The organism is Rahnella sp. CG8 (genome assembly GCF_023701875.1).
Taxonomy (GTDB): domain Bacteria; phylum Pseudomonadota; class Gammaproteobacteria; order Enterobacterales; family Enterobacteriaceae; genus Rahnella; species Rahnella aceris.
Genome location: NZ_JABAED010000001.1, coordinates 254,346 through 276,982, shown reverse-complemented (window position 1 = coordinate 276,982; position 22,637 = coordinate 254,346). Strand labels below are relative to the sequence as shown.

Annotated in this window: 23 protein-coding genes; 18 read left to right on the top strand and 5 right to left on the bottom strand. The window is 54.9% G+C overall.

All coding sequences use genetic code 11. From position 1 onward, the window contains the following. Positions 1–18 precede the first annotated feature (18 nt). On the bottom strand, positions 19–363 hold the full coding sequence (gene hypA, locus HGO41_RS01360; RefSeq protein WP_013574488.1) for a hydrogenase maturation nickel metallochaperone HypA: 345 nt from the start codon (positions 361–363) through the stop codon (positions 19–21). A gap of 361 nt (positions 364–724) precedes the next feature. On the opposite strand from hypA, the gene hycA reads away from it, so the two are divergent. From hycA to HGO41_RS01295, 13 genes are all read left to right on the top strand, one after another. Beyond that, a complete protein-coding gene (hycA, locus tag HGO41_RS01355; protein WP_013574487.1) occupies positions 725–1,192 on the top strand; it encodes a formate hydrogenlyase regulator HycA in 468 nt (155 codons plus the stop codon). Positions 1,193–1,357: 165 nt separating this feature from the next. Next, entirely contained in the window at positions 1,358–1,969 is a 612-nt protein-coding gene (locus tag HGO41_RS01350) for a 4Fe-4S dicluster domain-containing protein (protein WP_183065344.1), read from the top strand. Continuing rightward, positions 1,966–3,870: a proton-conducting transporter transmembrane domain-containing protein gene (locus HGO41_RS01345; RefSeq protein ID WP_112151241.1), complete on the top strand. Its 1,905-nt coding sequence runs from the start codon at positions 1,966–1,968 to the stop codon at positions 3,868–3,870. Before HGO41_RS01350 ends, HGO41_RS01345 begins: the two co-directional genes overlap by 4 nt. Before the next feature lie 10 nt (positions 3,871–3,880). Beyond that, entirely contained in the window at positions 3,881–4,834 is a 954-nt protein-coding gene (locus tag HGO41_RS01340) for a respiratory chain complex I subunit 1 family protein (protein ID WP_112151242.1), read from the top strand. Between the two features lie 44 nt (positions 4,835–4,878). After that, positions 4,879–6,603: a hydrogenase large subunit gene (locus HGO41_RS01335; protein ID WP_015689510.1), complete on the top strand. Its 1,725-nt coding sequence runs from the start codon at positions 4,879–4,881 to the stop codon at positions 6,601–6,603. Positions 6,604–6,618: 15 nt separating this feature from the next. Next, complete coding sequence (locus HGO41_RS01330; RefSeq protein WP_013574482.1) at positions 6,619–7,176, top strand: formate hydrogenlyase complex iron-sulfur subunit; 558 nt, start codon at positions 6,619–6,621, stop codon at positions 7,174–7,176. Beyond that, positions 7,173–7,970 carry an NADH-quinone oxidoreductase subunit B family protein gene (locus HGO41_RS01325; RefSeq protein ID WP_013574481.1) on the top strand — a complete coding sequence of 266 codons (798 nt, stop codon included), beginning with the start codon at positions 7,173–7,175 and terminating at the stop codon, positions 7,968–7,970. The genes HGO41_RS01330 and HGO41_RS01325 overlap by 4 nt, the downstream gene beginning before the upstream one ends. Beyond that, entirely contained in the window at positions 7,970–8,449 is a 480-nt protein-coding gene (gene hycH, locus HGO41_RS01320; RefSeq protein WP_013574480.1) for a formate hydrogenlyase maturation protein HycH, read from the top strand. The genes HGO41_RS01325 and hycH overlap by 1 nt, the downstream gene beginning before the upstream one ends. After that, entirely contained in the window at positions 8,442–8,927 is a 486-nt protein-coding gene (gene hycI, locus HGO41_RS01315) for a hydrogenase maturation peptidase HycI (RefSeq protein ID WP_121019561.1), read from the top strand. Before hycH ends, hycI begins: the two co-directional genes overlap by 8 nt. 329 nt (positions 8,928–9,256) lie before the next feature. Next, complete coding sequence (gene hydN / locus HGO41_RS01310; protein WP_013574478.1) at positions 9,257–9,802, top strand: electron transport protein HydN; 546 nt, start codon at positions 9,257–9,259, stop codon at positions 9,800–9,802. A 23-nt stretch (positions 9,803–9,825) separates the two neighbouring features. Further along, on the top strand, positions 9,826–11,997 hold the full coding sequence (gene fdhF / locus HGO41_RS01305; RefSeq protein ID WP_015689505.1) for a formate dehydrogenase subunit alpha: 2,172 nt from the start codon (positions 9,826–9,828) through the stop codon (positions 11,995–11,997). A gap of 64 nt (positions 11,998–12,061) precedes the next feature. After that, entirely contained in the window at positions 12,062–14,389 is a 2,328-nt protein-coding gene (gene hypF / locus HGO41_RS01300) for a carbamoyltransferase HypF (protein WP_250980698.1), read from the top strand. Continuing rightward, positions 14,382–15,407: a HoxN/HupN/NixA family nickel/cobalt transporter gene (locus HGO41_RS01295; protein ID WP_112151246.1), complete on the top strand. Its 1,026-nt coding sequence runs from the start codon at positions 14,382–14,384 to the stop codon at positions 15,405–15,407. Before hypF ends, HGO41_RS01295 begins: the two co-directional genes overlap by 8 nt. An 11-nt stretch (positions 15,408–15,418) precedes the next feature. Here the strand turns inward: HGO41_RS01295 and csgC are convergent, their stop codons facing one another. From csgC to HGO41_RS01280, 3 genes are all read right to left on the bottom strand, one after another. After that, a complete protein-coding gene (gene csgC, locus HGO41_RS01290) occupies positions 15,419–15,748 on the bottom strand; it encodes a curli assembly chaperone CsgC (RefSeq protein WP_013574474.1) in 330 nt (109 codons plus the stop codon). A 90-nt stretch (positions 15,749–15,838) separates the two neighbouring features. Beyond that, positions 15,839–16,315: a curli major subunit CsgA gene (csgA, locus tag HGO41_RS01285; protein ID WP_013574473.1), complete on the bottom strand. Its 477-nt coding sequence runs from the start codon at positions 16,313–16,315 to the stop codon at positions 15,839–15,841. Between the two features lie 39 nt (positions 16,316–16,354). Then, positions 16,355–16,843: a curlin gene (locus HGO41_RS01280; RefSeq protein ID WP_112151248.1), complete on the bottom strand. Its 489-nt coding sequence runs from the start codon at positions 16,841–16,843 to the stop codon at positions 16,355–16,357. Positions 16,844–17,714: 871 nt separating this feature from the next. Between HGO41_RS01280 and csgD the strand changes: the two genes are divergently transcribed. The 4 genes from csgD to csgG are packed head-to-tail and all read left to right on the top strand — an operon-like array spanning position 17,715 to position 20,082. Then, positions 17,715–18,365, top strand: coding sequence for a biofilm master transcriptional regulator CsgD (gene csgD / locus HGO41_RS01275; protein WP_013574471.1), 651 nt, complete (start codon positions 17,715–17,717; stop codon positions 18,363–18,365). Next, positions 18,346–18,765 (top strand): curli production assembly/transport protein CsgE, encoded by a 420-nt coding sequence (gene csgE, locus HGO41_RS01270; protein WP_013574470.1) that lies wholly within the window; start codon positions 18,346–18,348, stop codon positions 18,763–18,765. Before csgD ends, csgE begins: the two co-directional genes overlap by 20 nt. Before the next feature lie 58 nt (positions 18,766–18,823). Beyond that, on the top strand, positions 18,824–19,216 hold the full coding sequence (gene csgF / locus HGO41_RS01265) for a curli production assembly/transport protein CsgF (RefSeq protein ID WP_369794818.1): 393 nt from the start codon (positions 18,824–18,826) through the stop codon (positions 19,214–19,216). Positions 19,217–19,248: 32 nt separating this feature from the next. Next, positions 19,249–20,082, top strand: coding sequence for a curli production assembly/transport protein CsgG (csgG, locus tag HGO41_RS01260; RefSeq protein ID WP_250980697.1), 834 nt, complete (start codon positions 19,249–19,251; stop codon positions 20,080–20,082). A gap of 67 nt (positions 20,083–20,149) precedes the next feature. Here the strand turns inward: csgG and HGO41_RS01255 are convergent, their stop codons facing one another. Next, positions 20,150–20,608, bottom strand: a complete 459-nt coding sequence (locus HGO41_RS01255) for a nuclear transport factor 2 family protein (protein ID WP_013574467.1) — start codon at positions 20,606–20,608, stop codon at positions 20,150–20,152. A gap of 188 nt (positions 20,609–20,796) precedes the next feature. Between HGO41_RS01255 and HGO41_RS01250 the strand changes: the two genes are divergently transcribed. After that, entirely contained in the window at positions 20,797–22,602 is a 1,806-nt protein-coding gene (locus HGO41_RS01250) for a DUF4153 domain-containing protein (protein ID WP_250980696.1), read from the top strand. The last annotated feature ends 35 nt before the right edge of the window (positions 22,603–22,637 follow it).

Below are 22,637 nucleotides of genomic sequence, written 5' to 3'. Positions count from 1 at the left end.
GGGCACATCGGGTGCCCGTTATTCGATTTCGATTCGTTTAATTTTCATGCCGTCATCGGCCACCACCCGCACATCACGTCCGCCACAGTGCGGACACAGCAGCACGCCGGGGCTGAGTAAAGTGATGTCCTGCTGGCACGTGTAGCACCAGCTTTCTGCCGCCGGTGTGTGGAGATGCAATTCACAGCCTTCAGCGAGTGTTTCGCGGCACGCCAGTTCGAAGCAAAATTGCACCGCTTCAGGTTCGACGCAGGAAAACGCGCCAATTTCCATCCATACCGCCGTAATTCTCCGGGCATTATTTTGCCGTCCAAACTGTTGCATTATTTCCACGGCGTTCTGGCACAACGTAATCTCGTGCATTATTTCCCTCTCCGTCAGGAGATTAATAAACAGCGCATGGGAAGGTAAGTAGCAATATTGATGCCACAATTTTTCGACACGGAGACACGGAGAAGAAAACCGGATAGCGGAATAATCCCGGCGCAGTCCGTCATATATGTCGAAATACCGTGTCATCGACATGTCATTATGTTTTTCATGCGACCGGGCACACAGGTTTTAAATATCTTAACCTTTTAATAATAAAGCAGTTATTAAACAAAACCGGAAACTGGCACGTTTTATGCCAGCAGGGATGTATGCGCCGTATTTTCGTCGTCACTTTCTGCATAAAGACGGACCGGAAAGGCACCTACGCACACCTCAATAACGGGTAATGACAATGAGCACTCTCAGCGAACTGACCAGTAAAGCGGATTATATAGCCAGCAAAAACAGCCATCTGAAATCACAATGGCGCCTGTATCAGAACAGCCTGACACAGGCCATAACCCATTCAAATAAAAAGATAAACCATGAATTCAGTTGCGGCGAAGATCAGGATATCCGCTTCACCCTGTTTAACCATTTTTCCGTCAGTATTCATCTCAGCGACGACTTCTACAGTCAGGATATCGTTTACAGCCTGAACATGGCGCACAGCGGTGAAGAACCCGACTTCAGAGCGTTTGCACACGCCACGCTGAGTGAAGAAGGCCGGGTGGATGGCACCGTGGATATTAAAGATAAGAACGCCGTGCTGGAACATTATCTCAATAAAATATCGGCTATTTATCAGTGTATTTTTGACTCACTGAAAACTAATCAGCCCATTCATTCGCAACTCGATAAATTACTCGACCACGCCTGATTTACATTCAGAAATACATTATCACACCGGCATAACAGGAATGTTTTTCATTGCCGTTTTTTTACTGGGATCTATTCCGACATAAATGTCGAAATGTCAATTTAAGTGCCGATTTCGTCACCTTTGACGAAATACCAAGGAGACTTCATGAGCTTTAAAAATGCCATGAATCAATATGTGATAGCTGATCCGAAACTTTGTATTGGCTGCAATACCTGTATGGCCAGTTGTTCGCAGGAACACCAGCGTCACGGTTTACAATCTGCCCCCCGTTTGCAGGTGATGCGAAACCGTCTGGATTCCGCGCCGGTGATGTGTCACCAGTGTGAAGATGCCCCCTGCGCGCAGGTGTGTCCGGTTAATGCTATCACCCGTGAAAACGACGCGATTCATCTCAATGAAAGCCTCTGCGTCAGTTGCAAACTGTGCGGGCTTGCCTGCCCGTTCGGTGCCATCACCTTTTCCGGCAGCACGCCGCTGGACATGCCCGTCGACTGTAACACCTCAAAAGCGCCGCCCGCGCCGCGCCCGCCACGTGCGATCAGCCCTTTCCTGGATTGTGTGCCGGGGGTTCGCGCGGTGGCAGTGAAATGCGATTTATGCAGCTTCAGCCCTGAGGGTCCGGCATGCATCAAGACCTGTCCCACACAGGCCATCCGGCTTATCACGGCCAGTCTGTCTGACAATGCCAGCCAGCAAAAACGCCTGAATGCGATGAATGTATTCCCGGCCGGGCTGACATCCTTTAGTGCGCCTGACACGGAGGCCAAACAATGACGGCACTATTAGCGTTGGATCCGGCGTCACTGTTGACGCTGGCGCTGCTGGTCTGGGTTTTCAGCGGCATTATCTGCGGGTTACTGGCAGGAGCCGCGAAATTAAGCAGCCTGATTTCAGGCGCTGGCAGCATGGTGGCATCCGTGGCGGTTATTATCGCTGCGATTCAGATGGTTAACAGTGGCGCACCGGTGACCCTTACACTGCCGGTTCTGCCTTACCGCGCCAGCTTCAGCCCGCTGAATGCATTGTTGTTACTGGCGATGTCGGTAACGGCCTTGTTCAGCAGCCTGTATGCCTGCGCATGGCTGGCGAATGCCCGTCCACGGCAGCGCGCCCGTACCGGGTTGTTATGCAATCTGCTGCTGGCGGCGCTGACTGCCGCGGCGATTTCCGCCAATGCGGCTGAACTGATCCTGATGATGGAAATGGCCGCGCTGTGTGCGTATTTCATGATCGTACAAGCCGACGATGTGAAAAGCCGCCGTGCCGGTCTGAATCAGTTTTTATCCGGCCGCCTCGGCACGCTGTGTCTGATCCTGGCGTTTGCGCTGCTGCATCACGCCAGCGGCAGTCTGGATTTTGAGGTTCTTCGCCACACCACGTTTACGCCAGGCATTAGATCGCTGGCTTTCCTGCTGGCACTGGCCGGTTTCGGACTCTACGCCGGGATTATCCCGCTGCACGCCTGGGTGCCGCAGTCGCATTCCAGCGCCCCCGCCCACGCCGCTGCCCTGTTCTCTTCGGCGCTGATGAAAATCGGCATTATTGGCATCGTAAAAGTCGGTCTGGACTTGCTCGGCGCACCGCCACTCTGGTGGGGCCTGATGGTATTGCTTCTGGCAATCCTGACCGCATTTATCGGCGGCCTGTACGCGCTGATGGAGCACGATATCCGCCGTCTGCTGGCCTATCACACGCTGGAAAACGTCGGGATTATTTTGCTCGGCATCGGCGGCGCCATGGTGGGCGTGGCGCTGAATCTGCCGCTGCTGGCTTCGCTCGCCCTGCTGGCCGGATTGTTTCACCTGTTTAATCACGGGTTGTTTAAAACCGCGCTGTTCCTCGGTGCCGGTGAAATCGAAATGCAGACCGGCATTAAGGACATGGAAAAACTCGGCGGGATCGCCCGTCTGATGCCGTGGACCGCCGTGTCGATGCTGATTGCCCTGATGTCGATGGCTGCCCTGCCGCCGCTGAACGGCTTTGCCAGCGAATGGCTGCTGTATCAGTCGCTGTTCCAGCTGAGTGCGGGTCACGTGTTTATCGCACGTCTGCTCGGGCCGCTGCTGGCGGTCGGTCTGGCCCTGACCGGTGCGCTGGCGCTGATGTGTATTGCCAAAGTTTTCGGCGTCACTTTCTTAGGCACACCACGCAGTCCGGCGGCGGCAGACGCCACGCCTGCCCCGCGACTGATGACACTCAGCAGCGTATTGCTGGCGCTGTTGTGTGTGGTTTTCGGTGTCGCCTCGCCGTGGTTGATTCCGCACTTCTCCGCCGTTGCCGCCTCAGTGCTGAACGTGCCTGTTTTACAGGCCGCCGGACATGGCGCGGCGTTCTCCGCCACGTCTGCGGTATCCGCGCCGATGGTCGCCATTCTGCTGCTGGGCATGCCGCTGCTGCCGTGGATTGCCGCCACGGTATTGCGCGGTTCCCGTCTGCCAAACCGTTCACGCGGCGATGCCTGGGCCTGTGGCTACGGCCATTCCGCTGACATGGTGGTGACAGCGACGGGTTTTGCCCAACCGCTGCGCGTGATGTTTGCCCCGCTTTATCGCCTGCGTCAGCACATGACACCGGCTCCGCTGGTGGCCGCGCTGCACCGTGGCTGGCTGGGTGCCTTCTGCCGTCGTCTGGCTTTCATCGAACTGGCCGTGTTGCTGGTCGTGGCTTTTGCCTGAGGAACTGACTATGAACACTTCATTCTTACTCGCGGGTTCGTTGTGGCCGCTGGCGCTGATTCAGGCGATTGCGTTGCTGGCGCTCGCGCCGCTGTTTGCCGGATTCAGTCGCGTAATGCGCGCACGGATGCACAACCGTCAGGGACCGGGCGTGTTACAGGAATACCGTGATATCACCAAACTGCTGACCCGCCAGAGTGTCGCACCCGCCGCGGCCGGTGCGGCGTTTCGCAGCATGCCGTACCTGCTGACCGGCGGCTTACTGGTGATCGCCACCGCCCTGCCAGTGGTGACGCTGGCGTCGCCAATGGGCGCGGCGGGCGATCTGATCACGGTCATCTACCTGTTTGCCGTGGTGCGTTTTGTGTTTGCCATCGCCGGGCTGGATACCGGCAGCACCTTCACCGGCATCGGCGCCAGCCGTGAAGCGGTGCTTGGCGTGCTGGTCGAGCCCATTCTGCTGCTCGGGCTGTGGATTGCGGCGCTGGTCGCCGGTTCCACCTCGCTTGGCGCCATTGCCGCCCGTGTTCTGCACTGGCCGCTGTCGTCTTCCTTAACCCTCGTTCTGGCCGGTCTGGCCTGTGCATTCGCGACCTATATTGAAATGGGCAAGCTGCCGTTCGACATGGCGGAAGCCGAGCAGGAATTACAGGAAGGCCCGCTGACCGAATACTCCGGCGCGGCGCTGGGCGTGCTGAAAATCGGCATCAGCCTGAAACAACTGGTGGTGTTGCAGCTATTCCTTGGTCTGTTTTTCCCGTTCGGACTGGCGGAGCAACTCACGCCGCTGACGTTGCTGACCGCCGTGGTGCTGTGTCTGGTGAAACTGCTGATCGCGGTATTTGTGGTGGCGCTCATCGAGAACAGCGTCGCCCGTCTGCGCTTTCTTAAAACTTCCCGCACCACCTGGGCGGGTTTCGGGCTGGCGTTTCTGGCGCTGGTTTCCTGGCTGGTCGCAGGCTGACCTGACATTTTTCTTGTCCCGCTGCGGCGGGAAGAGGCTTTGTAATGAGTGAGTTCAATACTGCATTAAATCAAAACCCGGTCGGTAAAGAGTATCTGGCCGCGCTGGCGAAGCAGTTTCCGTCGGCGATCTTAGGCAGTGAATGGCAGACCGACACGCAGGCGACCGTCACCATCAGGCTGAACTGGCTGCCGGAAGTGGTCGAATGGTTGTATTACCAGCAGGGCGGCTGGCTCTCCGTGTTATTCGGCAATGACGAACGGACGCTGTGCGGCAATTACGCGCTGTATTACGTGCTGTCGATGGAAAAGGGGGTGAAGTGCTGGATCACCGTGCGCGCCGAAGTGGATCCTGTGTCGCTGGAATTCCCTTCCGTGACACCGCGCGTACCGGCAGCGGTCTGGGGCGAACGTGAAGTGCGTGATATGTACGGGTTGCGCCCGGTCGGGTTGCCGGACGAACGCCGTCTGGTGCTGCCGGATGACTGGCCGGACGATTTATACCCGCTGCGCAAAGATGCGATGGATTACCGCCAGCGCCCGGCACCTACCACGGACGAAGAAACCTATCCGTTTATTTCCGAAGCCAAAGAAGGCAGCAAAATTGTGCCGATTGGTCCGCTGCACGTCACTTCTGACGAACCGGGACACTTTCGTCTGTTCGTTGACGGTGAAGACATTATCGATGCCGATTACCGGCTGTTTTACGTGCACCGTGGCATGGAGAAACTGGCCGAAACCCGCATGGGCTACAACGAAGTCACCTTCCTCTCAGACCGCGTTTGCGGCATCTGCGGCTTCACGCACAGCGTGGCGTACACCTCTTCGGTCGAAAACGCGATGGGTATCGTGGTGCCGGAACGCGCCCAGATGATCCGTTCTATTCTGCTGGAAGTCGAACGTCTGCACAGCCATCTGCTGAACCTCGGGCTTGCCTGTCATTTTGTCGGTTTTGATTCCGGTTTCATGCAGTTTTTCCGCGTCCGTGAACAGTCGATGAAGATGGCAGAAATCCTGACCGGCGCGCGTAAAACCTACGGCATGAACCTGATCGGCGGCATCCGCCGTGACATCCTCAAAGACGACATGATCGCCACCATTGCGCTGGCGGGCAGCATGCGCCGGGATCTTAACGAGCTGGTGGATATCCTGCTCAGCACGCCAAATACCCGGCAGCGCAGTATCGGCGTCGGTATTCTGGATCCGCAGGTAGCGCGGGATTTCAGTAATGTCGGCCCGATGGTGCGCGGCAGCGGTCACCGCCGCGATATGCGACAGGATCACCCTTATGCCGGTTACGCCAAACTGCCATTTGAACTGTGCAGCGAAACCGGTAACGACGTTTATTCCCGCCTGAAAGTGCGCATCCACGAAGTGTTTAACGCCCTGAATATGATCGAGTTCGGCCTGCAAAGCCTGCCCGGCGGCCCGCTGGCGGTGGAAGGCTTTAATTATATTCCTCACCGTTTCGCCCTCGGTTTTGCTGAAGCACCACGCGGTGACGACATTCACTGGAGCATGACCGGCGACAACCAAAAGCTGTTCCGCTGGCGTTGCCGTGCGGCGACTTACGCCAACTGGCCGACGCTGCGTTACATGTTGCGCGGCAATACGGTCTCCGATGCGCCGCTGATTATCGGCAGTCTCGATCCTTGTTATTCCTGCACCGACCGCATGACGGTTGTCGATGTGCGTAAGAAAACGTCCATCGTCGTGCCTTACAAAGAGATCGAACGCTACGGCATCGAACGCAAAAATTCGCCGCTTTGAGGAGCTGCTCCCATCATGCTGAAACTGATTAAAAAAGTGCTTAAAACCGGCACCGCAACCGTGGCTTATCCGTTTAAGCCGCTGGATCTGGCAGCGAATTTTCGCGGCAAACCGCAATACACCGCACAGCAGTGTATTGCCTGCGGCGCATGTGCCAACGCCTGCCCGTCTAACGCGCTGACCATGACCACGGCAGAAGACGGCGAAACCCTCCGCTGGCAACTGTTCTTAGGCCGCTGCATTTTCTGCGCCCGCTGCGAGGAAGTCTGCCCGACGGCGGCCATCAGACTGTCGCAGGAATTTGAACTGGCAGTCTGGCGTAAAGAAGACCTGTTTGAGACCGCGGATTTCCCCATCTGTCACTGCCGTGCCTGCGGCAAACCTTACGCGGTACAAAAGGAAATCGACTTCGCACTCAGCCTGTTGCAGGAAAGCGCCGCCCTGAGCGACCGGCAAGTTGCTGACCGCCGGGAGCAGTATGAAACCTGCCCCGAATGCAAAAAACTGCACAGCCTTTCTTCCTCCGACCGTATTGATATTGGCCGGCACATGACCACGGAGGCTCATTCATGAGTCATAACCTGATTGCTCCGCGTGACGAAAATGGCCTGCCGGTACCCGTCACGCTGGATGAAAGCATTGCCAAACTGAAATCCACACTGCTTCACAGCATCCGCCGCTCAGCTTACGTTTACCGCGTGGACTGCGGCGGCTGTAACGGCTGTGAAATTGAGATTTTCGCCGCCATTTCCCCGCTGTTCGACGCCGAACGCTTTGGGATTAAAGTGGTCCCGTCGCCGCGCCACGCAGACATTTTGCTGTTCACCGGTGCCGTGACCCGCGCCATGCGTATTCCGGCGCTGCGCGCCTGGGATTCTGCGCCGGATCCGAAAATCTGCATTTCCTACGGCGCCTGCGGCAACAGCGGCGGCATCTTCCACGATCTGTATTGCGTGTGGGGCGGCACTGACAAAATCGTGCCGGTGGATGTGTATATTCCGGGTTGCCCGCCGACACCGGCCGCCACCATTTATGGTTTTGCGATGGCGCTGGGTTTGCTGGATCAGAAGATCAAAGGCCAGCAACACGATGAGGCGGCCACCGAACCGGCTCTGCTGCTGCACCCGGATTTACCGCAGCCGCTGCGCGTGTTGCTGGACCGCGAAGCGCGCCGGATGGCCGGTTACCGTTATGGCCGTCAGATTGCCGACACCTTTATGGATATCGTGGCCGCGCCCGGCTTACAACCCGTGGAACAGCGCGTTTCTGCATATCTTGAAGAACAAGGCGATCTGCGTCTCAACGAAATTGTCGGCAACCTGCAGCACATTTATCAGCAGGTTCTGCGTGGCGAGGTACACCTGTGATGACCTCCGTCAACGACCAGCGCTACGCGCGACATCAACCCTACGCCGGTCATCAGCCGGACAAGAACAAAGTGATTTTCTATTCGCTGAGCAGCAAGTTTGTCGATGAGAAAAGCGCCCTGAAACGCAGTTCGCAAAAAGTGCAGGAAGTGGTGTATTACAGCCTGGCGATCGGCCATCACCTCGGGGTGATCGACTGCCTGAAATCCCGTCTCGAATGCCCTCTCGACGGGTATATGCACTGGATTGACTGCCTGCCCGAAAACAGCGAAGCATATCGAAAACTGGCCGGTGTGCAGCGTTTCGGAGAGATCATTATCGACAGCAGCCACACCCACCTGCTGGCGCTGGCGCTGAGCGCTGCCCGCCCGTACATGAGTGATACGCAACAGGGCTGGAGCGATGCGCTGATCACCCTGCTTGCCCAGATTGAAAACGACCCCGCCATGTACCTGATGGTCAGGAGATACGATGCCTGATTTATCCTCCCGCTACGCATTGCTGTGCGTGGGCAACAGCATGATGGGCGACGACGGTGCCGGCCCGCGGCTGGCCGAACTGTGCGCTGAAAAACCGCTGTCCGGCTGGACTGTGGTTGACGGCGGTGCGGCACCAGAAAACGACATCGGTTATTTACGCGAACTGCGGCCTGCGCATCTGGTGATTGTCGATGCCACCGACATGGGGCTGGCGCCCGGTGAAATGCGCATTATCGATGAAGATGACATCGCTGAGATGTTCATGATGACCACCCACAATCTGCCGCTGACGTTCCTTATTCAGCAATTGCGTGAAGACATCCCGCAGATCACCTTTGTCGGCATTCAGCCGGACGTGGTGGCTTTTTACTTCCCGATGAGTGCCGCCGTTGAACAGGCCGTGAACCGCCTGTATCAGCTATTGCCTGCGCTGGATCAGGGGCTGGGAATCGCCCCTTTCCGGCCCGAAAGCCTCTGACAGCGGCTGTCGACATAACTGTCGATGCGGTGACGAAACAGACATGACATCAGCCCGACATTTCGTCATCGTTACGTCATTTTTATATAACCAACTGAAATACATAGATAAAAACAAGCATCCGAAACTGGCACGTTTTATGTATAGAAGTAGATGAAAACTTTTAACCCCCTGAATTAAAAGCACACTGAAATCCCCTAAGGCATTGGCATGGCAGGAAGGCGGCAAGCGAAGGAGTCCCGATGAGCTGACATGAGTCAGTGATTCGGGCGAGTGAACGCAGCCAACGCACCTGCGATGTCAAGGACGACGGGGATTTGGAGAGAAAAATGAACCGGTTTATCATCGCCGACCCTAAAAAATGCATCGGCTGTCGTACCTGTGAAATTGCCTGCGTGATGGCTCACAGTGAATCGCAGGATATTTCGCTGCTCAACGCCGCGACATTCGCACCGCGTCTGCACGTCATTAAAGGTGTCAATCTCAGTACACCGGTGATGTGTCGCCAGTGTGAAGATGCGCCCTGTGCCAACGTCTGTCCGAACGGCGCCATTCTTCGCACCGGAGATCATGTACAGGTGATGCAGGAACGCTGCATCGGCTGTAAGACCTGCGTTGTCGCCTGCCCGTACGGCGCCATGGAAGTCGTCACCAAACCCGTTTTCCGCCAGAACGGCGCGGCGATGGTCACCACCTCGGATAAAGCCGAGGCGCACAAATGCGACCTGTGCCACACCCGCGCTGAAGGCCCGGCCTGTATGGAAATCTGCCCGACCAAGGCACTTTTCGCTATCGACCGTAACCACTTACAGGAAATGAACGCAGAAAAACGCCGCCGCGCTGCGCTCGACAGCACCTCCCCGTTGCTGTTTTAACCCCGGATTAAGGAAGCAAGACCATGAAAAAAGTCACCACTGTCTGCCCGTATTGCGGCGCCGGATGTAAATTGAATCTGGTTGTAGATAACGGAAAAATCATCCGTGCGGAAGCCGCGAACGGCGTCACCAATCAGGGCGAACTGTGCCTGAAAGGCTATTACGGCTGGGATTTTCTCAATGACACCAAACTGCTGACCCCGCGCCTGACCCAGCCGCTCATCCGCCGCCAGAAAGGCGGAAAATTCGAAGCCGTCAGCTGGGATGAAGCCATCCGTTACACCGCACAGCGCCTGAAAGACATTAAACAAAAACACGGCCCGCGTTCCATTATGACCACCGGTTCTTCCCGCGGGACCGGCAATGAAACCAACTATGTGATGCAGAAATTTGCCCGTGCAGTGATCGGCACCAATAACGTCGACTGCTGCGCCCGCGTGTGTCACGGCCCGTCGGTGGCCGGTTTGCAGGCCACGCTCGGTAACGGCGCGATGAGTAATTCCATCGGCGATATCGAAAACTCAAAATGTCTGCTGGTGTTCGGCTATAACTGCGCGGATTCCCATCCCATCGTCGCGCGCCGTGTGATCAAAGCGAAAGAAAAAGGCGCGCAGATCATCGTCTGCGACCCCCGCCGCATCGAAACCGCACGTATTGCCGATCAGCATCTGCAAATCAAAAACGGCTGCAACATGGCGCTGGTAAATGCCTTTGCCCACGTGTTGATCGAAGAAGATCTGTATGACCATGACTATGTCGCGAAATACACCGAAGGCTTTGAGGAATACCGCAAAAATGTGGCGGATTACTCACCGGAAGCCGTGGCAGAACAGACCGGTGTTTCTGCGCAGCAAATCCGTCAGGCGATGCGCACTTACGCCGCTGCACCTTCAGCCACCATCATGTGGGGCATGGGCGTCACCCAGTTTGGTCAGGCGGTTGACGTGGTAAAAGGTCTGGCAGGGCTGGCTTTGCTGACCGGTAATCTTGGCCGCGCCAACGTCGGCGTCGGACCGGTACGCGGTCAGAATAATGTGCAGGGTGCCTGTGATATGGGCGTGCTGCCGAATGAATTCCCGGGCTATCAGTCCGTCACTGATCCGAAAGTTCGCGCGAAATTCGCCGATGCCTGGGGCATTGACGTGAATCAGATGGACACCGAAGTCGGTCACCGTATCACGGAAATCCCGCATCTGGCCCTTGAAGGCAAAGTTAAAGCCTATTACATCATGGGTGAAGATCCGTTGCAGACCGAAGCCGATTTAGGTCTGGTGCGCAAAGGCTTTGAAGCACTGGAATTCGTGGTGGTTCAGGACATCTTCATGACCAAAACCGCCGAGCAGGCCGACGTGATTTTACCGGCCACTTCCTGGGGCGAACACGGCGGTGTCTTCTCCTGCGCAGACCGTGGCTTCCAGCGCTTCGAGAAAGCCATCGAACCAAAATATAACGTCAAGCGCGACTGGGACATTATCAGCCTGCTGGCGACCGAAATGGGTTATCCGATGCATTACAACGATAACCAGGAAATCTGGGACGAAATGCGCAGCCTGTGTCCGCTGTTTTACGGCGCCACCTACGAAAAAATGGGCGAACTGGGACACGTGCAGTGGCCTTGTACCACGCTTGAAAGCCCGGGGACGCCATATCTGTATGCCGACAATCACTTCGATACCCCGACCGGTAAAGGCCAGTTGTTTGCCGCACCGTGGCGCGCACCGGCTGAAGTGCCGGACGGCGATTATCCGCTGGTGTTGTGTACCGTGCGTGAAGTCGGTCACTACTCCTGCCGTTCAATGACCGGTAACTGTGCGGCATTGCAAACGCTGGCTGATGAACCGGGCTTCGTGCAGATGCACCCGGTGGACGCCCAGGCGCTGGGTATCCGTGATCAGCAACTGGTCTGGGTGGCATCACGCCGTGGCAAAGTCATTTCCCGCGCCAACTACAACGAACGTATCAACCCGGGTGCGGTGTACATGACGTATCAGTGGTGGATCGGTGCCTGTAATGAACTGACCCAGGACAATCTCGACCCGATTTCCAAAACGCCGGAAACCAAATACTGCGCGGTGAAAGTCGAGCAGATCGCCGATCAGCGCTGGGCAGAGAACTACGCTCATCAGACTTACAGCGACATGAAAGCGCGCCTGCGCAGCGCCGTGGAAGATGTGATCCCGGTGGTTGAGGTTTAGTTTTTAAGCTCCTCCCCCTTCGCAGGGGGAGGAGCAAAACTCCCCTGAGATTTAAGAGGTATTTATGTCTGATTCCGGTCTGCTCATTCGCGTCTGCGGCAAAGTCCAGGGCGTCGGTTTCCGACCTTTTATCTGGCAACTGGCCGACCGTCTGCAGCTCCGGGGGGAAGTGTGTAATGACAGCGCGGGTGTGGAAATCAGGCTGCTTCAGCCGGTCAATCTCGAACTTTTTATTGAACAATTACAGCGCGACTGCCCGCCGCTGGCGCGCATCGACAGCATCAGCTTCAATCCTTTCGACTGGCAGACGCTTCCGCAAAATTTCACTATCGCTGACAGCCGTCACAGCCGGATGGATACGCAGGTGGTGCCCGACGCGGCAACCTGCCCGGAATGCCTGAAAGACATCACCCGCCCGGGTGATCGTCGTTTCGGCTACGCCTTCACCAACTGCACACATTGCGGCCCGCGTTTTACACTGATCCGCGCCATGCCTTATGACCGCCCTTCCACCAGCATGGCGGAATTTACATTGTGTCCGCACTGTCAGCAGGAATATCAGAACCCCGCCGACCGGCGGTTTCACGCGCAGCCGGTCGCCTGCCCGCAGTGCGGGCCGCAGGTCAGCGCGACGTTGCAAAATGGCGACATGCTGGCGCAAGGAGATGCGGCGCTGGAATACGCGGTTGCAGCATTACGCGCGGGTAAAATCGTCGCTATTAAAGGGCTGGGAGGCTTTCATCTGGCCTGCGATGCCACGCAGCAAAACGCGGTGATGCGGCTGCGCGAACGTAAACAGCGTCCGTCAAAACCGCTGGCGGTGATGCTGCCGGACATCGGCTGGCTGGCAGAATGCAGCGATGAAAGCCCGCCATTTGCACTGCGCGAAATGCTGGAGTCACCGGCCGCGCCCATCGTACTGGCAACGAAAAGCGCGATGTCGCCGCTGTGCGCGGCAATCGCGCCGGAACTGGACGAAGTCGGACTGATGCTGCCGTTTACCCCGCTGCATCATTTGCTGATGCAGGCAGTGGATACCCCGCTGGTGATGACCTCCGGAAATGCGAACGGTTGTGCCCCCGTGCTGACTAATGCGGCTGCGCTGTTGCAACTCGATGGCATTGCAGACATGTGGCTGTTGCATAACCGCGATATCGTCCAGCGCGCCGATGATTCGCTGCTGCGTGTGACGCCGCACGGTACTGAAATGCTGCGCCGCGCACGCGGCTATGTGCCCGATGCTTTTACGTTGCCTGACGGATTCGATGCCCAGCCGTCGCTGCTGGCACTGGGCGGTGACCTCAAAAATACCTTCTGTCTGGTGCGCGGTGATCAGGCGATTCTCAGCGCACATTTCGGGTCACTCACCCGCAGCGATATTGCCGGACAGCAGCAGCAGGCGATTGAACATTTTCAGCACCTTTATGACTGTATGCCGCTGGCGGTGGCCCGTGATGCACATCCGGCGTATATCAGTCATGTGCAGGCGGAAAGTCACGGTGTACGCATGATTGATGTTCTTCATCATCACGCCCATATCACCGCGTGTCTGGCGGAACATCACTGGCCGCTGGATGGCAGCAAGGTCATCGGGCTGGCGCTTGACGGGCTGGGTTATGGTATTGCTGACGATAAAACCGGTGCCCTGTGGGGCGGTGAGTGTTTACAGGTGGATTATCTGCACTGTGAACATTTAGGCGGATTGCCTGCCGTTGCGCTGCCGGGTGGCGACCGGGCCGCGCGGGAACCGTGGCGAAATTTGCTGGCGCAGTGGCAGGCGTTTGTGCCGGACTGGCAGACACGCCCGGAGGCAAAGGTGTTGCAGGCATATCCGTGGTTGCCGCTCTCCAGAGCCATCACCGCCGGGATTAATGCCCCGCTGGCGTCTTCCTGCGGGCGCTTGTTTGATGCCGTCGCCGCCGCACTCGGCTGTACGCCTGCGCAACTGAGCTGGGAAGGCGAAGCGGCATGCCGTCTGGAAGCGCTGGCACAACGTGCACAGGGTATTTCGCATCCGGTCACGATGCCACTGCGGCATACGCCGTCGGGCACTTTTCTGGATTTAGCGACGTTCTGGCAGCAATGGCTCGGCTGGAATGCCACGCCTGCCGCACGGGCTTTCGCTTTTCACGACGCGCTGGCGCAAGGCTTTGCCGCCCTCGCCTGCTACCACGCGGTGAGAACCGGCACCCGCACGGTCGCACTGGGTGGCGGCGTGCTGCACAACCGCCTGCTGCGCCAGCTTTTACATCATTATTTAGCCCCCCTTCGCGTGCTGATGCCGCAAAACGTGCCCGCCGGAGACGGCGGGCTGGCTTTGGGTCAGGCCGTTATCGCCTGCGCCCGTCTGCAATTTTCTTCTGGTTTTAACAACAAGGACTCCCATGATTAACCGTGATTTTTTTCACACGCACCGTCGTGCTTTCTGGCTGCTGATCGGGCTGCTGGCAATCAATTTACTGGCCTGGGGCTGGGCACTGGTGGTGTTTCGCCACAATGCGGCGCTGGTGGCGGCGGCCTTGCTGGCTTACGGTTACGGGCTGCGTCATGCCGTCGATGCCGATCATATTGCAGCTATCGATAACGTTACCCGCAAGCTGATGCAACAGGGTCAGCGTCCGGTGGCCGTCGGGGCATTTTTCTCCCTCGGACATTCCAGCATTGTGGTACTGGCCTGCGTGGCGATCGCCGCAACGTCACTGATGTTTGGCAACAAAATTGGCTGGTTGCACGATTATGGCAGCACCATCGGCACGATGGTTTCCGCACTGTTTTTACTGATGATGGCCCTGCTGAATGCGCTGATCCTGCGCGATGTTTACCGCCGTTTTCAGAAGATCAAACAGGGCAAAAGCTTTCCGGACGCCGGAGAAACCCACGCGATGCAGGGAGGTGTGATGAGCCGGTTATTCAGCTTTGCATTTAATCTGGTGAATAAAAGCTGGCAGATGTATCTGGTGGGATTTTTGTTCGGGCTGGGTTTTGATACCGCCACGGAAATTGGCCTGTTGGGGATTTCCGCTGCGGGGGCCTCTTCCGGCATGTCCGTATGGAGCATTCTGGTATTTCCGGCGTTGTTCGCCAGCGGCATGGCACTGGTCGATTCGCTGGATAACTTTGTCATGGTCGGCGCTTACGGCTGGGCGTTCGATAAACCGGTGCGAAAGCTCTATTACAACATGACGATTACAGCCACCAGCGTGATGATCGCTCTGTTTATCGGCGGCCTGGAAGCACTCGGACTGATGGCCGATAAACTGGATTTACACGGCGGAATATGGGCGGTTGTCGAACGCCTGAATGAGAATATGGGCAGCGTCGGCTATGCGGCTGTGGCGATTTTCGTCGTGTTCTGGGGCATCTCTGTCCTTAATTATCGCCGCAAAGGCTATGACAATCTGGCGGTGTGATCCGCCCGGTATCAGGCGTCATTCGGCAAGGTAAGCTGCTTTTCCAGACGCAGTTTGTCGCCGTCTGTAATGGTTATCATAATTTGTGTTTTCCCGCCGGGCTGGACGGCAAAACGCATCTGTCCCAGAGGCTGTGGCTGATTGGCGGAAAGATTCACATTGTGGCTCTGGCGGCTGGTGCTGGTGCCTGCGGTGCTTTCCTGCAAAACAGAAACCGCCACCTGACAGGAACAGGCTTTGGTGAGACTGACCATCGGGGTAATAACATAATTCTGCGCCTCGTTGTGCGTATCAAACCAAAGCTGGTTGGACATCACGGCGGCGATCAGCAGTAAGTGCATAGCGTTTATCCTCAGGGTTCCGTCGAAAAAAAACAGGGCTAGTGCCCTGTTCTGCTTTACTCCTCCCCTTCGCAGGGGAGGGAACACTAATCAGTTTTGTGACGCGTAGGCCAGGTTCGCGGTACCGACCTGAGTAATGCTGGTCAGAGATCCATTGGCACCTTGTGAAGCCTGGGCATAGTTGCCTGAACCGTTCTGGGACACGAGCACTTTGCTGCCGTTAGCGCTCTGAGAAACGTTAGCGCCGTTGTATTCACCTTTTTGTACCACACTGATCAGGCTGCCATCACCGGTCTGAGTCGTCCCGGCGCTATTTCTGTAGCCATCCTGACTGATTGCGGTCAGCGATTTTTGTGCGCCAGATTGAGTGGCATTCGCCAGGTTTGCCGTGCCCTGCTGGTAAATCTGAATTTCAGAATTCCACTGAGTGGCAGTGAATGTCGGCACAGTTGATGAAGGTGGATTATGACCGTGGTCAGAGCCACCCCCGCCATGACCAGGACTGGTTGCAAATGCACTGCCACTGACGACTAAAGCGGAGACTGCCACAATTTTCCAAAGTTTCATGATGCTACCCCATTGGTTTAATATCGGATGTTTGGTGTGTTAATGCTGTGTCACTCTAATCGCCATTCCTGACGAATTTTGCACGACGCCGCTGCTCTGGTTCGTACCATTCTGGCGAATTTCCGTCACACTCCGGCCTTTTTGCAGAATGTATGCGGTATTGCCAAAATTCTGTTGCGTAATGGATGCATCCCCGCCACCGGTTTGCGATACGTAGGCGAAATTATCACTGCCGCTTTGGGATATATCCGCGTTATTTCCATTACCTCGCTGATTCACCAGCGCAGTATTCTCTGACCCGGACTGACGGATAACGCCGGAATTTCCAGAACCCGTCTGATAAGTGGTGGCCAGATTGTTATTACCGTTCTGATAAATCACTGACGAATTCCCCGATGAATTCCTTACGCCAGCAAAAATCTGATCCGGCACCTCAGAATTCATTTCCGGATAGGCCATATCAAATTGCTGTGCATGAATGCCCCAGGAGGTTGAAAGTAACGCCAGGGTCAATAAAGTCTTTTTCATTTCGTCACCCTGTATATACCGGCACCACACTTTGCTTACCGGCTAATTGCTGCTGACGAATTGATTATGGTGTTTGCTCAAAATAAGGAACTCACCCGCTCGTCGTATTTTAATTTCAGACGTCATCAAAAAGCATGAGGCGGTATTTATCATACGGATTGACCAGCGCGTCTCAGTAAAAGGTCAGCACGGCTAATCAACCCATGGCATTAATCCTAAAGTTACAGAGCAAACCGTTTTAAATAATCACACAAATGCAACTATTCTTAATTCTCTCTGAAACTAAAACAGCCCTAAAAGAGATCCCCCGCACATTTCCACCCCTTAACAGTCGCTTAAAAATGCCTTCCCGCTGCCTTGCGGCGCGGTTTAACAGGGCATAAAGAAGCCTGCAGATGTGCTCACCTAAGTAAAATCAATACGAAAAGATAAACCAGTTTGAGTTATTTAAGGCGAAATACGCAGCCGGCTGGTGTTTGAGCCCCCTTAATTCGCAGCGCTATCTGACAAATATGCTGTCTTAACAAGGCCAAACGTTAAGATAGTGTAAATTTATTACTTAAGCCCTCTTTAATAGGGCGGAATTTAATTTCCCGGAATACATAAGGAAAGCTTTATACATTTTCAGTTACATTTTGAAACATAAATAAGCCTTGCGTAAGGTAAACCAAAAGCTAAATTGAGTCAGTACCGCACATAAACCACCTGAAAATATTATGTGCCTCAGGTTGTGAATATTTGCTACTTTCAGATATGCACAGCAAACATACAGCTATAGATTTAGCAAAATAAAATCTCAGTCTATTCCGTGCCTTTTCAATATTCAGGCAGTGGCAGACTGTGGCTATAAAAATCAGGGCAGGGTTTCATTATGAGTAATGAAGCAGCAATCAATAATAATATTCTTTTATTAGTGACCAAACCATCATTACAAGCCAGTGCTTTATTGCAACAATTAAAACAGCAACTTTGTGTCAATACCCGGCTGCATAATATCCATAAATCACTTGAGGATCAGGCGCTTCAACAGGCATTAATTCTCTTCGATATGATGGAAGCCGATCGCCGGACAATTGAACTGTGGCAAACCGCTATTAACCGCTATCACGACAACGTGAAGTTATTATTATTAAACACACCTGATAATTATCATTTTCGGGAAATTGAAACCTGGCCGGGGATCAGCGCCGTTTTTTATCTCTCCACTGACGAAGAACATCTGGTGGAAGGGATCAGAAGCGTGATCCGCGGAGAATGTTACTTCTCTCAGGGCTTCGCCAGTTACCTGATCAATCAGTCCGGTGCTTTCCGTCATCTTCACTCAGAAGAAACCGGCCTGACCCATCGTGAAAAAGAGATCCTCAATAAGTTACGTGTGGGCGCCTCGAACACGGAAATCGCGCGTTTGCTGTTTATCAGCGAGAACACCGTCAAGACGCATCTCTATAATTTATTTAGAAAAATCTCGGTTAAAAACCGTACCCAGGCGGCGTCCTGGGCGAATGACAATCTCAAGCGCTGACATCATGACTATTTGCATAAAGGGCTTCTGGCTCTGGCTGGCGCTGTTATGCGCCACCTGCCTGCATGTTCAGGCTGCGGATATAAAAGACCCGGGGCTTATCACCGACAGAACCGTGACATCGGTCGGCCACGATTTTTACCGTGGCTTTACCGGCAAATGGGAACAGAACTACCCGGAAACCATCACCATTTCAGAAAGGCCCAGCGCCCGCTGGGGGAGCTGGATCACCATAAAAATAGGTCAGGACACCCTGTATCAGACTTTGCTGTTTCCCAACCGGCGCAATTTTAATAAGGACGTCGATACCGCCATTGCCGGTGTAACCGAAGCGTTATCACGGCGGCAATTAGACAAAGCGTTACTGGGCACCGGGGATCTCGCCCATGACGAATTTTAATGCACAGCCTCTTAAGGAGAGCATCGTGAATATTCCAGTCTCAGCTTCGCGTTCAGTCATGCTGCTGGCATTGCTGACGGCGTCCCCGGTTTCCTGGGGCGGCAATATGGTTTTCCAGTTCATCAACCCGAATTTCGGCGGCAACCCGAATAATGGCGCGTTTCTGCTCAACGAAGCTCAGGCGCAAAACTCCTATAAAGACCCCGATGCGTATGACTTCGGGTCCACCTCGACGTCTGCACTGGACAATTTCACCGCCTCAATTCAGTCACAATTGCTGGGCAGCCTGATGGGCAACGTCAATCAGGGAAAACCGGGGAGACTGGTAACACAGGACTTTATCGTGGATATCCAGAATACCGACGGACAGCTGGTGATGAATGTCACTGACCGCAAGACCGGTAAAATTTCCACTATTCAGGTTCAGGGTTTGTCCGCCACCACCAACTGATTCCGACGACCAATAAAAACAGGAACGACATCATGCGCAGCTATTTATTACTCATCGCAGTTTTTGTGTTGAGCGGGTGCCTCACAGCAGCACCGAAAGAAGCCGCAAGACCGACATTATTGCCCCGGGCGCCAAGCTATACCGATCTGACGCATTTGCCTTCGCCGCAGGGCCGGATTTTTGTGTCGGTCTATAACATTCAGGATGAAACGGGGCAGTTCAAACCGTATCCGGCCAGTAACTTCTCGACCGCCGTGCCACAAAGCGCCACGGCGATGCTGGTATCGGCACTCAAAGATTCAAAATGGTTTATCCCGCTGGAACGTCAGGGGCTGCAAAACCTGCTGAACGAACGCAAAATTATCCGTGCCGCGCAGGAAAATGGCAGTGTCGCGATCAATAATCAGCGGCCACTTTCCTCGCTGGTAGCAGCGAATATTCTGATTGAAGGCTCGATAATCGGTTACGAAAGTAATGTGAAATCTGGGGGCGGGGGGGCGCGGTATTTCGGTATCGGTGCCAGTACGCAATACCAGCTGGATCAGTTAGCCGTGAACCTGCGCGCTGTCGACGTTAATACCGGCGAGGTTTTATCTTCCGTAAATACCAGCAAAACGATTTTGTCGTATGAAGTGCAGGCCGGGGTGTTCCGCTTTATCGATTATCAGCGGTTGCTGGAAGGCGAACTGGGCTACACCACCAATGAGCCTGTGATGTTATGCCTGATGTCGGCGATTGAATCCGGCGTGATTTATCTGGTGAATGACGGTATCGAACGTAACCTGTGGCAGTTGCAAAACCCGTCGGAGATCAACTCACCCATTCTGCAACGCTATAAGAACAACATTGTCCCTGCCGAATCCTGATGAGAGGCAGTTGGCGAAGGGGAACCGTGGGTTGAAACGGTTTCCCTTCTTTTTTTATCCGACAATCTCAGGTTTTGCTTTCCTCGCTTTTCATCACCTGCCGGTAATTATTCACCCGCTTTTTATCCTCAAGATTAAAGTCCGGATCGAGATAAATGCTCAGCCGTTTGATCAGCAAATCTTCAAAGACAAAGACAGTGCAGAAATGATGGCTGCCGACTTCGGACGTCGGCCAGCGGTCACCGTTTTGCATCACGCCGCGCATCTGCCCTTCCAGCACAATGGCATCTCCGTCACTCAGAAAGCGGAAAGCGTTCTGAATATGTTGGATCTTGTCGATTTCAAGCGCAAAGCGTTTACCCAGTTCCCCCAGTGAAGACTTTCCCTGCGCAGTGCCAAATTTCGGAAAAAACAGCACCACATCTTCAGCAAAGAGATCCAGTAAAGAGGCATCTGCCTGATCCAGTTTGGCGTAGAAATTCTTAACAATTTCAATGCGCTTTTCTTTCAGTTCATGTTCTGCCATTTTCACCTCGAAATTCTCCATCCAGTCCATAAGCCTAGTGACTGCCGCTGATTTTGCCAGTTATGAAGGGTCGCTCACAAAACGCTGAGGCCGCTCAGGTGAAGAGTTTTCTGCACCGGAAGCCGGAACCCTCTACACTGGCATGCGTTTTTAACAACATGTCCTCTTACACTTTCGGAGAGTCACGGATGTCTCAGTTCAACAGAGCAGGTCGCGCGATGCCGCCTCTGCCCGTTCCCACCCGCTGGTTAATCCTTGCGATTTGCCTGTTGCAGGGGTTCCTGCTGTATTACTTCTTTTCAGATCACGCGGCCATCAGATATGCCGGGTTCTCTCATAATATTTACGGCCAGACTATGGCATTAACATTACCGGTGCTGATTTCTCTGTCAGTAGTACAGCCTGGTGATCGCCGGTTCTGGGGCGGAACGGGGTTACTCATCCTGTTACTGGCGGGCATGGCAGCCTGGGCGAAAAGCAATATCGCGGCAACGTCCGGGGACAGCGTGATGGTGCCGTTTAACCTGTCGCTGACGCTGCTGGTCTTTTTTGTTTTGCCGTGGCTACAGGTGCAGGCGTTCCCGGCAGAAAGCCGTTACCGTTACGCCAACCTTTCCGCCTGCTACAGCCAGAATACGCTGTGCGCCATGCTGACGTTGCTGATGATGCTGCTGGCCGTTGGCGTGATGGCATTATGTGCCGGGCTGTTCCGGGTGATCGGCATTGAATATTTCCATGAGCTGTTTTTCGATACGCCGCTGTTTATGCATCTGGTGTTCGGCCTGCTGCTGGGCATCAGTATCGTCACCTGCCGCACGCAACCGGCGCTGATGAATACCACCCGCAATATCATCCGTTTTATTCTCAAAGGCCTGCTGCCGCTGGTGGCGTTCGTTGCGCTGATTTTTCTGTTCGCCCTGCCGTTCACCGGCCTGACGGTGTTATCGCAAGCCTGGTCCGCAGCCAGTTTGCTGACCACCATGGCGCTCGGCATTCTGCTGCTGGTTAACGTGGTACGCGAAACCGATCACGCTGAAAAACCGTATCCGCGGGCGATCCGTTTGCTGGTGAATGCGGCGATTTTACTGCTGCCGGTGTATGCCGTGCTGGCGCTGTATTCCACCGGCCTGCGCGTTTCGCAATACGGCTGGACGCCGCAACGTCTGTGGGCGGTGCTGGTGATCAGCGTGACGCTGATCGCCGCCCTTTGCTACAGTTTTTCGGTGATCGATAAACGCCCGGACTGGCTGCCGCGTATTACCCAATTCAATAAGCCGTTGTCGCTGCTGGTGGTCATTCTGGTGATGACGGCCAACAGCCCGCTGCTCGATCCTTACCGTATCAGCGTCAACAATCAGATTGCGCGACTCGACAGCGGCAAAACGCAGGCGAAGGATTTCGATCTGAAGATGCTGCGTTTCGATACCGGTCGCCGTGGCAACGAGGCGCTGACAGCGCTGCAACAACACCCCGCGTTTACTGCCGATCCGCGCCTGCAGGTCACACTGAAAAATATGATCGCGCAGACATCACGCTGGGGCGCTTACGATGATAAAGAGCATGCTGCACTGGCGGAAAATTATCGCGTGGAAGATGCTAAGAAGATGATTCAGCTCGCGAAAGGCGCGGTATCCCCCGACGACACCTGGTGGAAAAACCTGCCGCAGCTGGATGAATACCGCAACACACTGCGCGACTGTCACAGCCTGCAGGGCGCGTGTATCGTCAATACGCTGGATTTAAACAACGACCGGCAGAAAGAAGTTTTCCTCTGTAATACGCTGGATACGCCTTCCGTCAACTGCCGTATTTACGCCAGACAGGCCGGGAAATGGGCGCAAACGGGAGAACTTTATCTGTATGAAGAAAAGGATAACCCTGCGCTGATCACTGCCCTGCGCAACGGCGAGGTCAAACCGGTAACGCGTAAATGGGCTGACGTACAGATTGACGGTAAACGCCGGGTCATTCATTACAAACACGACGAAGAATAACCGCCTCCCCTTCACCGGCAGATTTCTGCCGGTGA

What these genes read in the sequence shown, in the direction of transcription:
- hypA (WP_013574488.1), bottom strand. Translation starts at nt 363, where the DNA reads ATGCACGAGATTACGTTGTGCCAGAACGCCGTGGAAATAATGCAACAG.
- hycA (WP_013574487.1), top strand. Translation starts at nt 725, where the DNA reads ATGAGCACTCTCAGCGAACTGACCAGTAAAGCGGATTATATAGCCAGC.
- HGO41_RS01350 (WP_183065344.1), top strand. Translation starts at nt 1,358, where the DNA reads ATGAATCAATATGTGATAGCTGATCCGAAACTTTGTATTGGCTGCAAT.
- HGO41_RS01345 (WP_112151241.1), top strand. Translation starts at nt 1,966, where the DNA reads ATGACGGCACTATTAGCGTTGGATCCGGCGTCACTGTTGACGCTGGCG.
- HGO41_RS01340 (WP_112151242.1), top strand. Translation starts at nt 3,881, where the DNA reads ATGAACACTTCATTCTTACTCGCGGGTTCGTTGTGGCCGCTGGCGCTG.
- HGO41_RS01335 (WP_015689510.1), top strand. Translation starts at nt 4,879, where the DNA reads ATGAGTGAGTTCAATACTGCATTAAATCAAAACCCGGTCGGTAAAGAG.
- HGO41_RS01330 (WP_013574482.1), top strand. Translation starts at nt 6,619, where the DNA reads ATGCTGAAACTGATTAAAAAAGTGCTTAAAACCGGCACCGCAACCGTG.
- HGO41_RS01325 (WP_013574481.1), top strand. Translation starts at nt 7,173, where the DNA reads ATGAGTCATAACCTGATTGCTCCGCGTGACGAAAATGGCCTGCCGGTA.
- hycH (WP_013574480.1), top strand. Translation starts at nt 7,970, where the DNA reads ATGACCTCCGTCAACGACCAGCGCTACGCGCGACATCAACCCTACGCC.
- hycI (WP_121019561.1), top strand. Translation starts at nt 8,442, where the DNA reads ATGCCTGATTTATCCTCCCGCTACGCATTGCTGTGCGTGGGCAACAGC.
- hydN (WP_013574478.1), top strand. Translation starts at nt 9,257, where the DNA reads ATGAACCGGTTTATCATCGCCGACCCTAAAAAATGCATCGGCTGTCGT.
- fdhF (WP_015689505.1), top strand. Translation starts at nt 9,826, where the DNA reads ATGAAAAAAGTCACCACTGTCTGCCCGTATTGCGGCGCCGGATGTAAA.
- hypF (WP_250980698.1), top strand. Translation starts at nt 12,062, where the DNA reads ATGTCTGATTCCGGTCTGCTCATTCGCGTCTGCGGCAAAGTCCAGGGC.
- HGO41_RS01295 (WP_112151246.1), top strand. Translation starts at nt 14,382, where the DNA reads ATGATTAACCGTGATTTTTTTCACACGCACCGTCGTGCTTTCTGGCTG.
- csgC (WP_013574474.1), bottom strand. Translation starts at nt 15,748, where the DNA reads ATGCACTTACTGCTGATCGCCGCCGTGATGTCCAACCAGCTTTGGTTT.
- csgA (WP_013574473.1), bottom strand. Translation starts at nt 16,315, where the DNA reads ATGAAACTTTGGAAAATTGTGGCAGTCTCCGCTTTAGTCGTCAGTGGC.
- HGO41_RS01280 (WP_112151248.1), bottom strand. Translation starts at nt 16,843, where the DNA reads ATGAAAAAGACTTTATTGACCCTGGCGTTACTTTCAACCTCCTGGGGC.
- csgD (WP_013574471.1), top strand. Translation starts at nt 17,715, where the DNA reads ATGAGTAATGAAGCAGCAATCAATAATAATATTCTTTTATTAGTGACC.
- csgE (WP_013574470.1), top strand. Translation starts at nt 18,346, where the DNA reads ATGACAATCTCAAGCGCTGACATCATGACTATTTGCATAAAGGGCTTC.
- csgF (WP_369794818.1), top strand. Translation starts at nt 18,824, where the DNA reads ATGCTGCTGGCATTGCTGACGGCGTCCCCGGTTTCCTGGGGCGGCAAT.
- csgG (WP_250980697.1), top strand. Translation starts at nt 19,249, where the DNA reads ATGCGCAGCTATTTATTACTCATCGCAGTTTTTGTGTTGAGCGGGTGC.
- HGO41_RS01255 (WP_013574467.1), bottom strand. Translation starts at nt 20,608, where the DNA reads ATGGCAGAACATGAACTGAAAGAAAAGCGCATTGAAATTGTTAAGAAT.
- HGO41_RS01250 (WP_250980696.1), top strand. Translation starts at nt 20,797, where the DNA reads ATGTCTCAGTTCAACAGAGCAGGTCGCGCGATGCCGCCTCTGCCCGTT.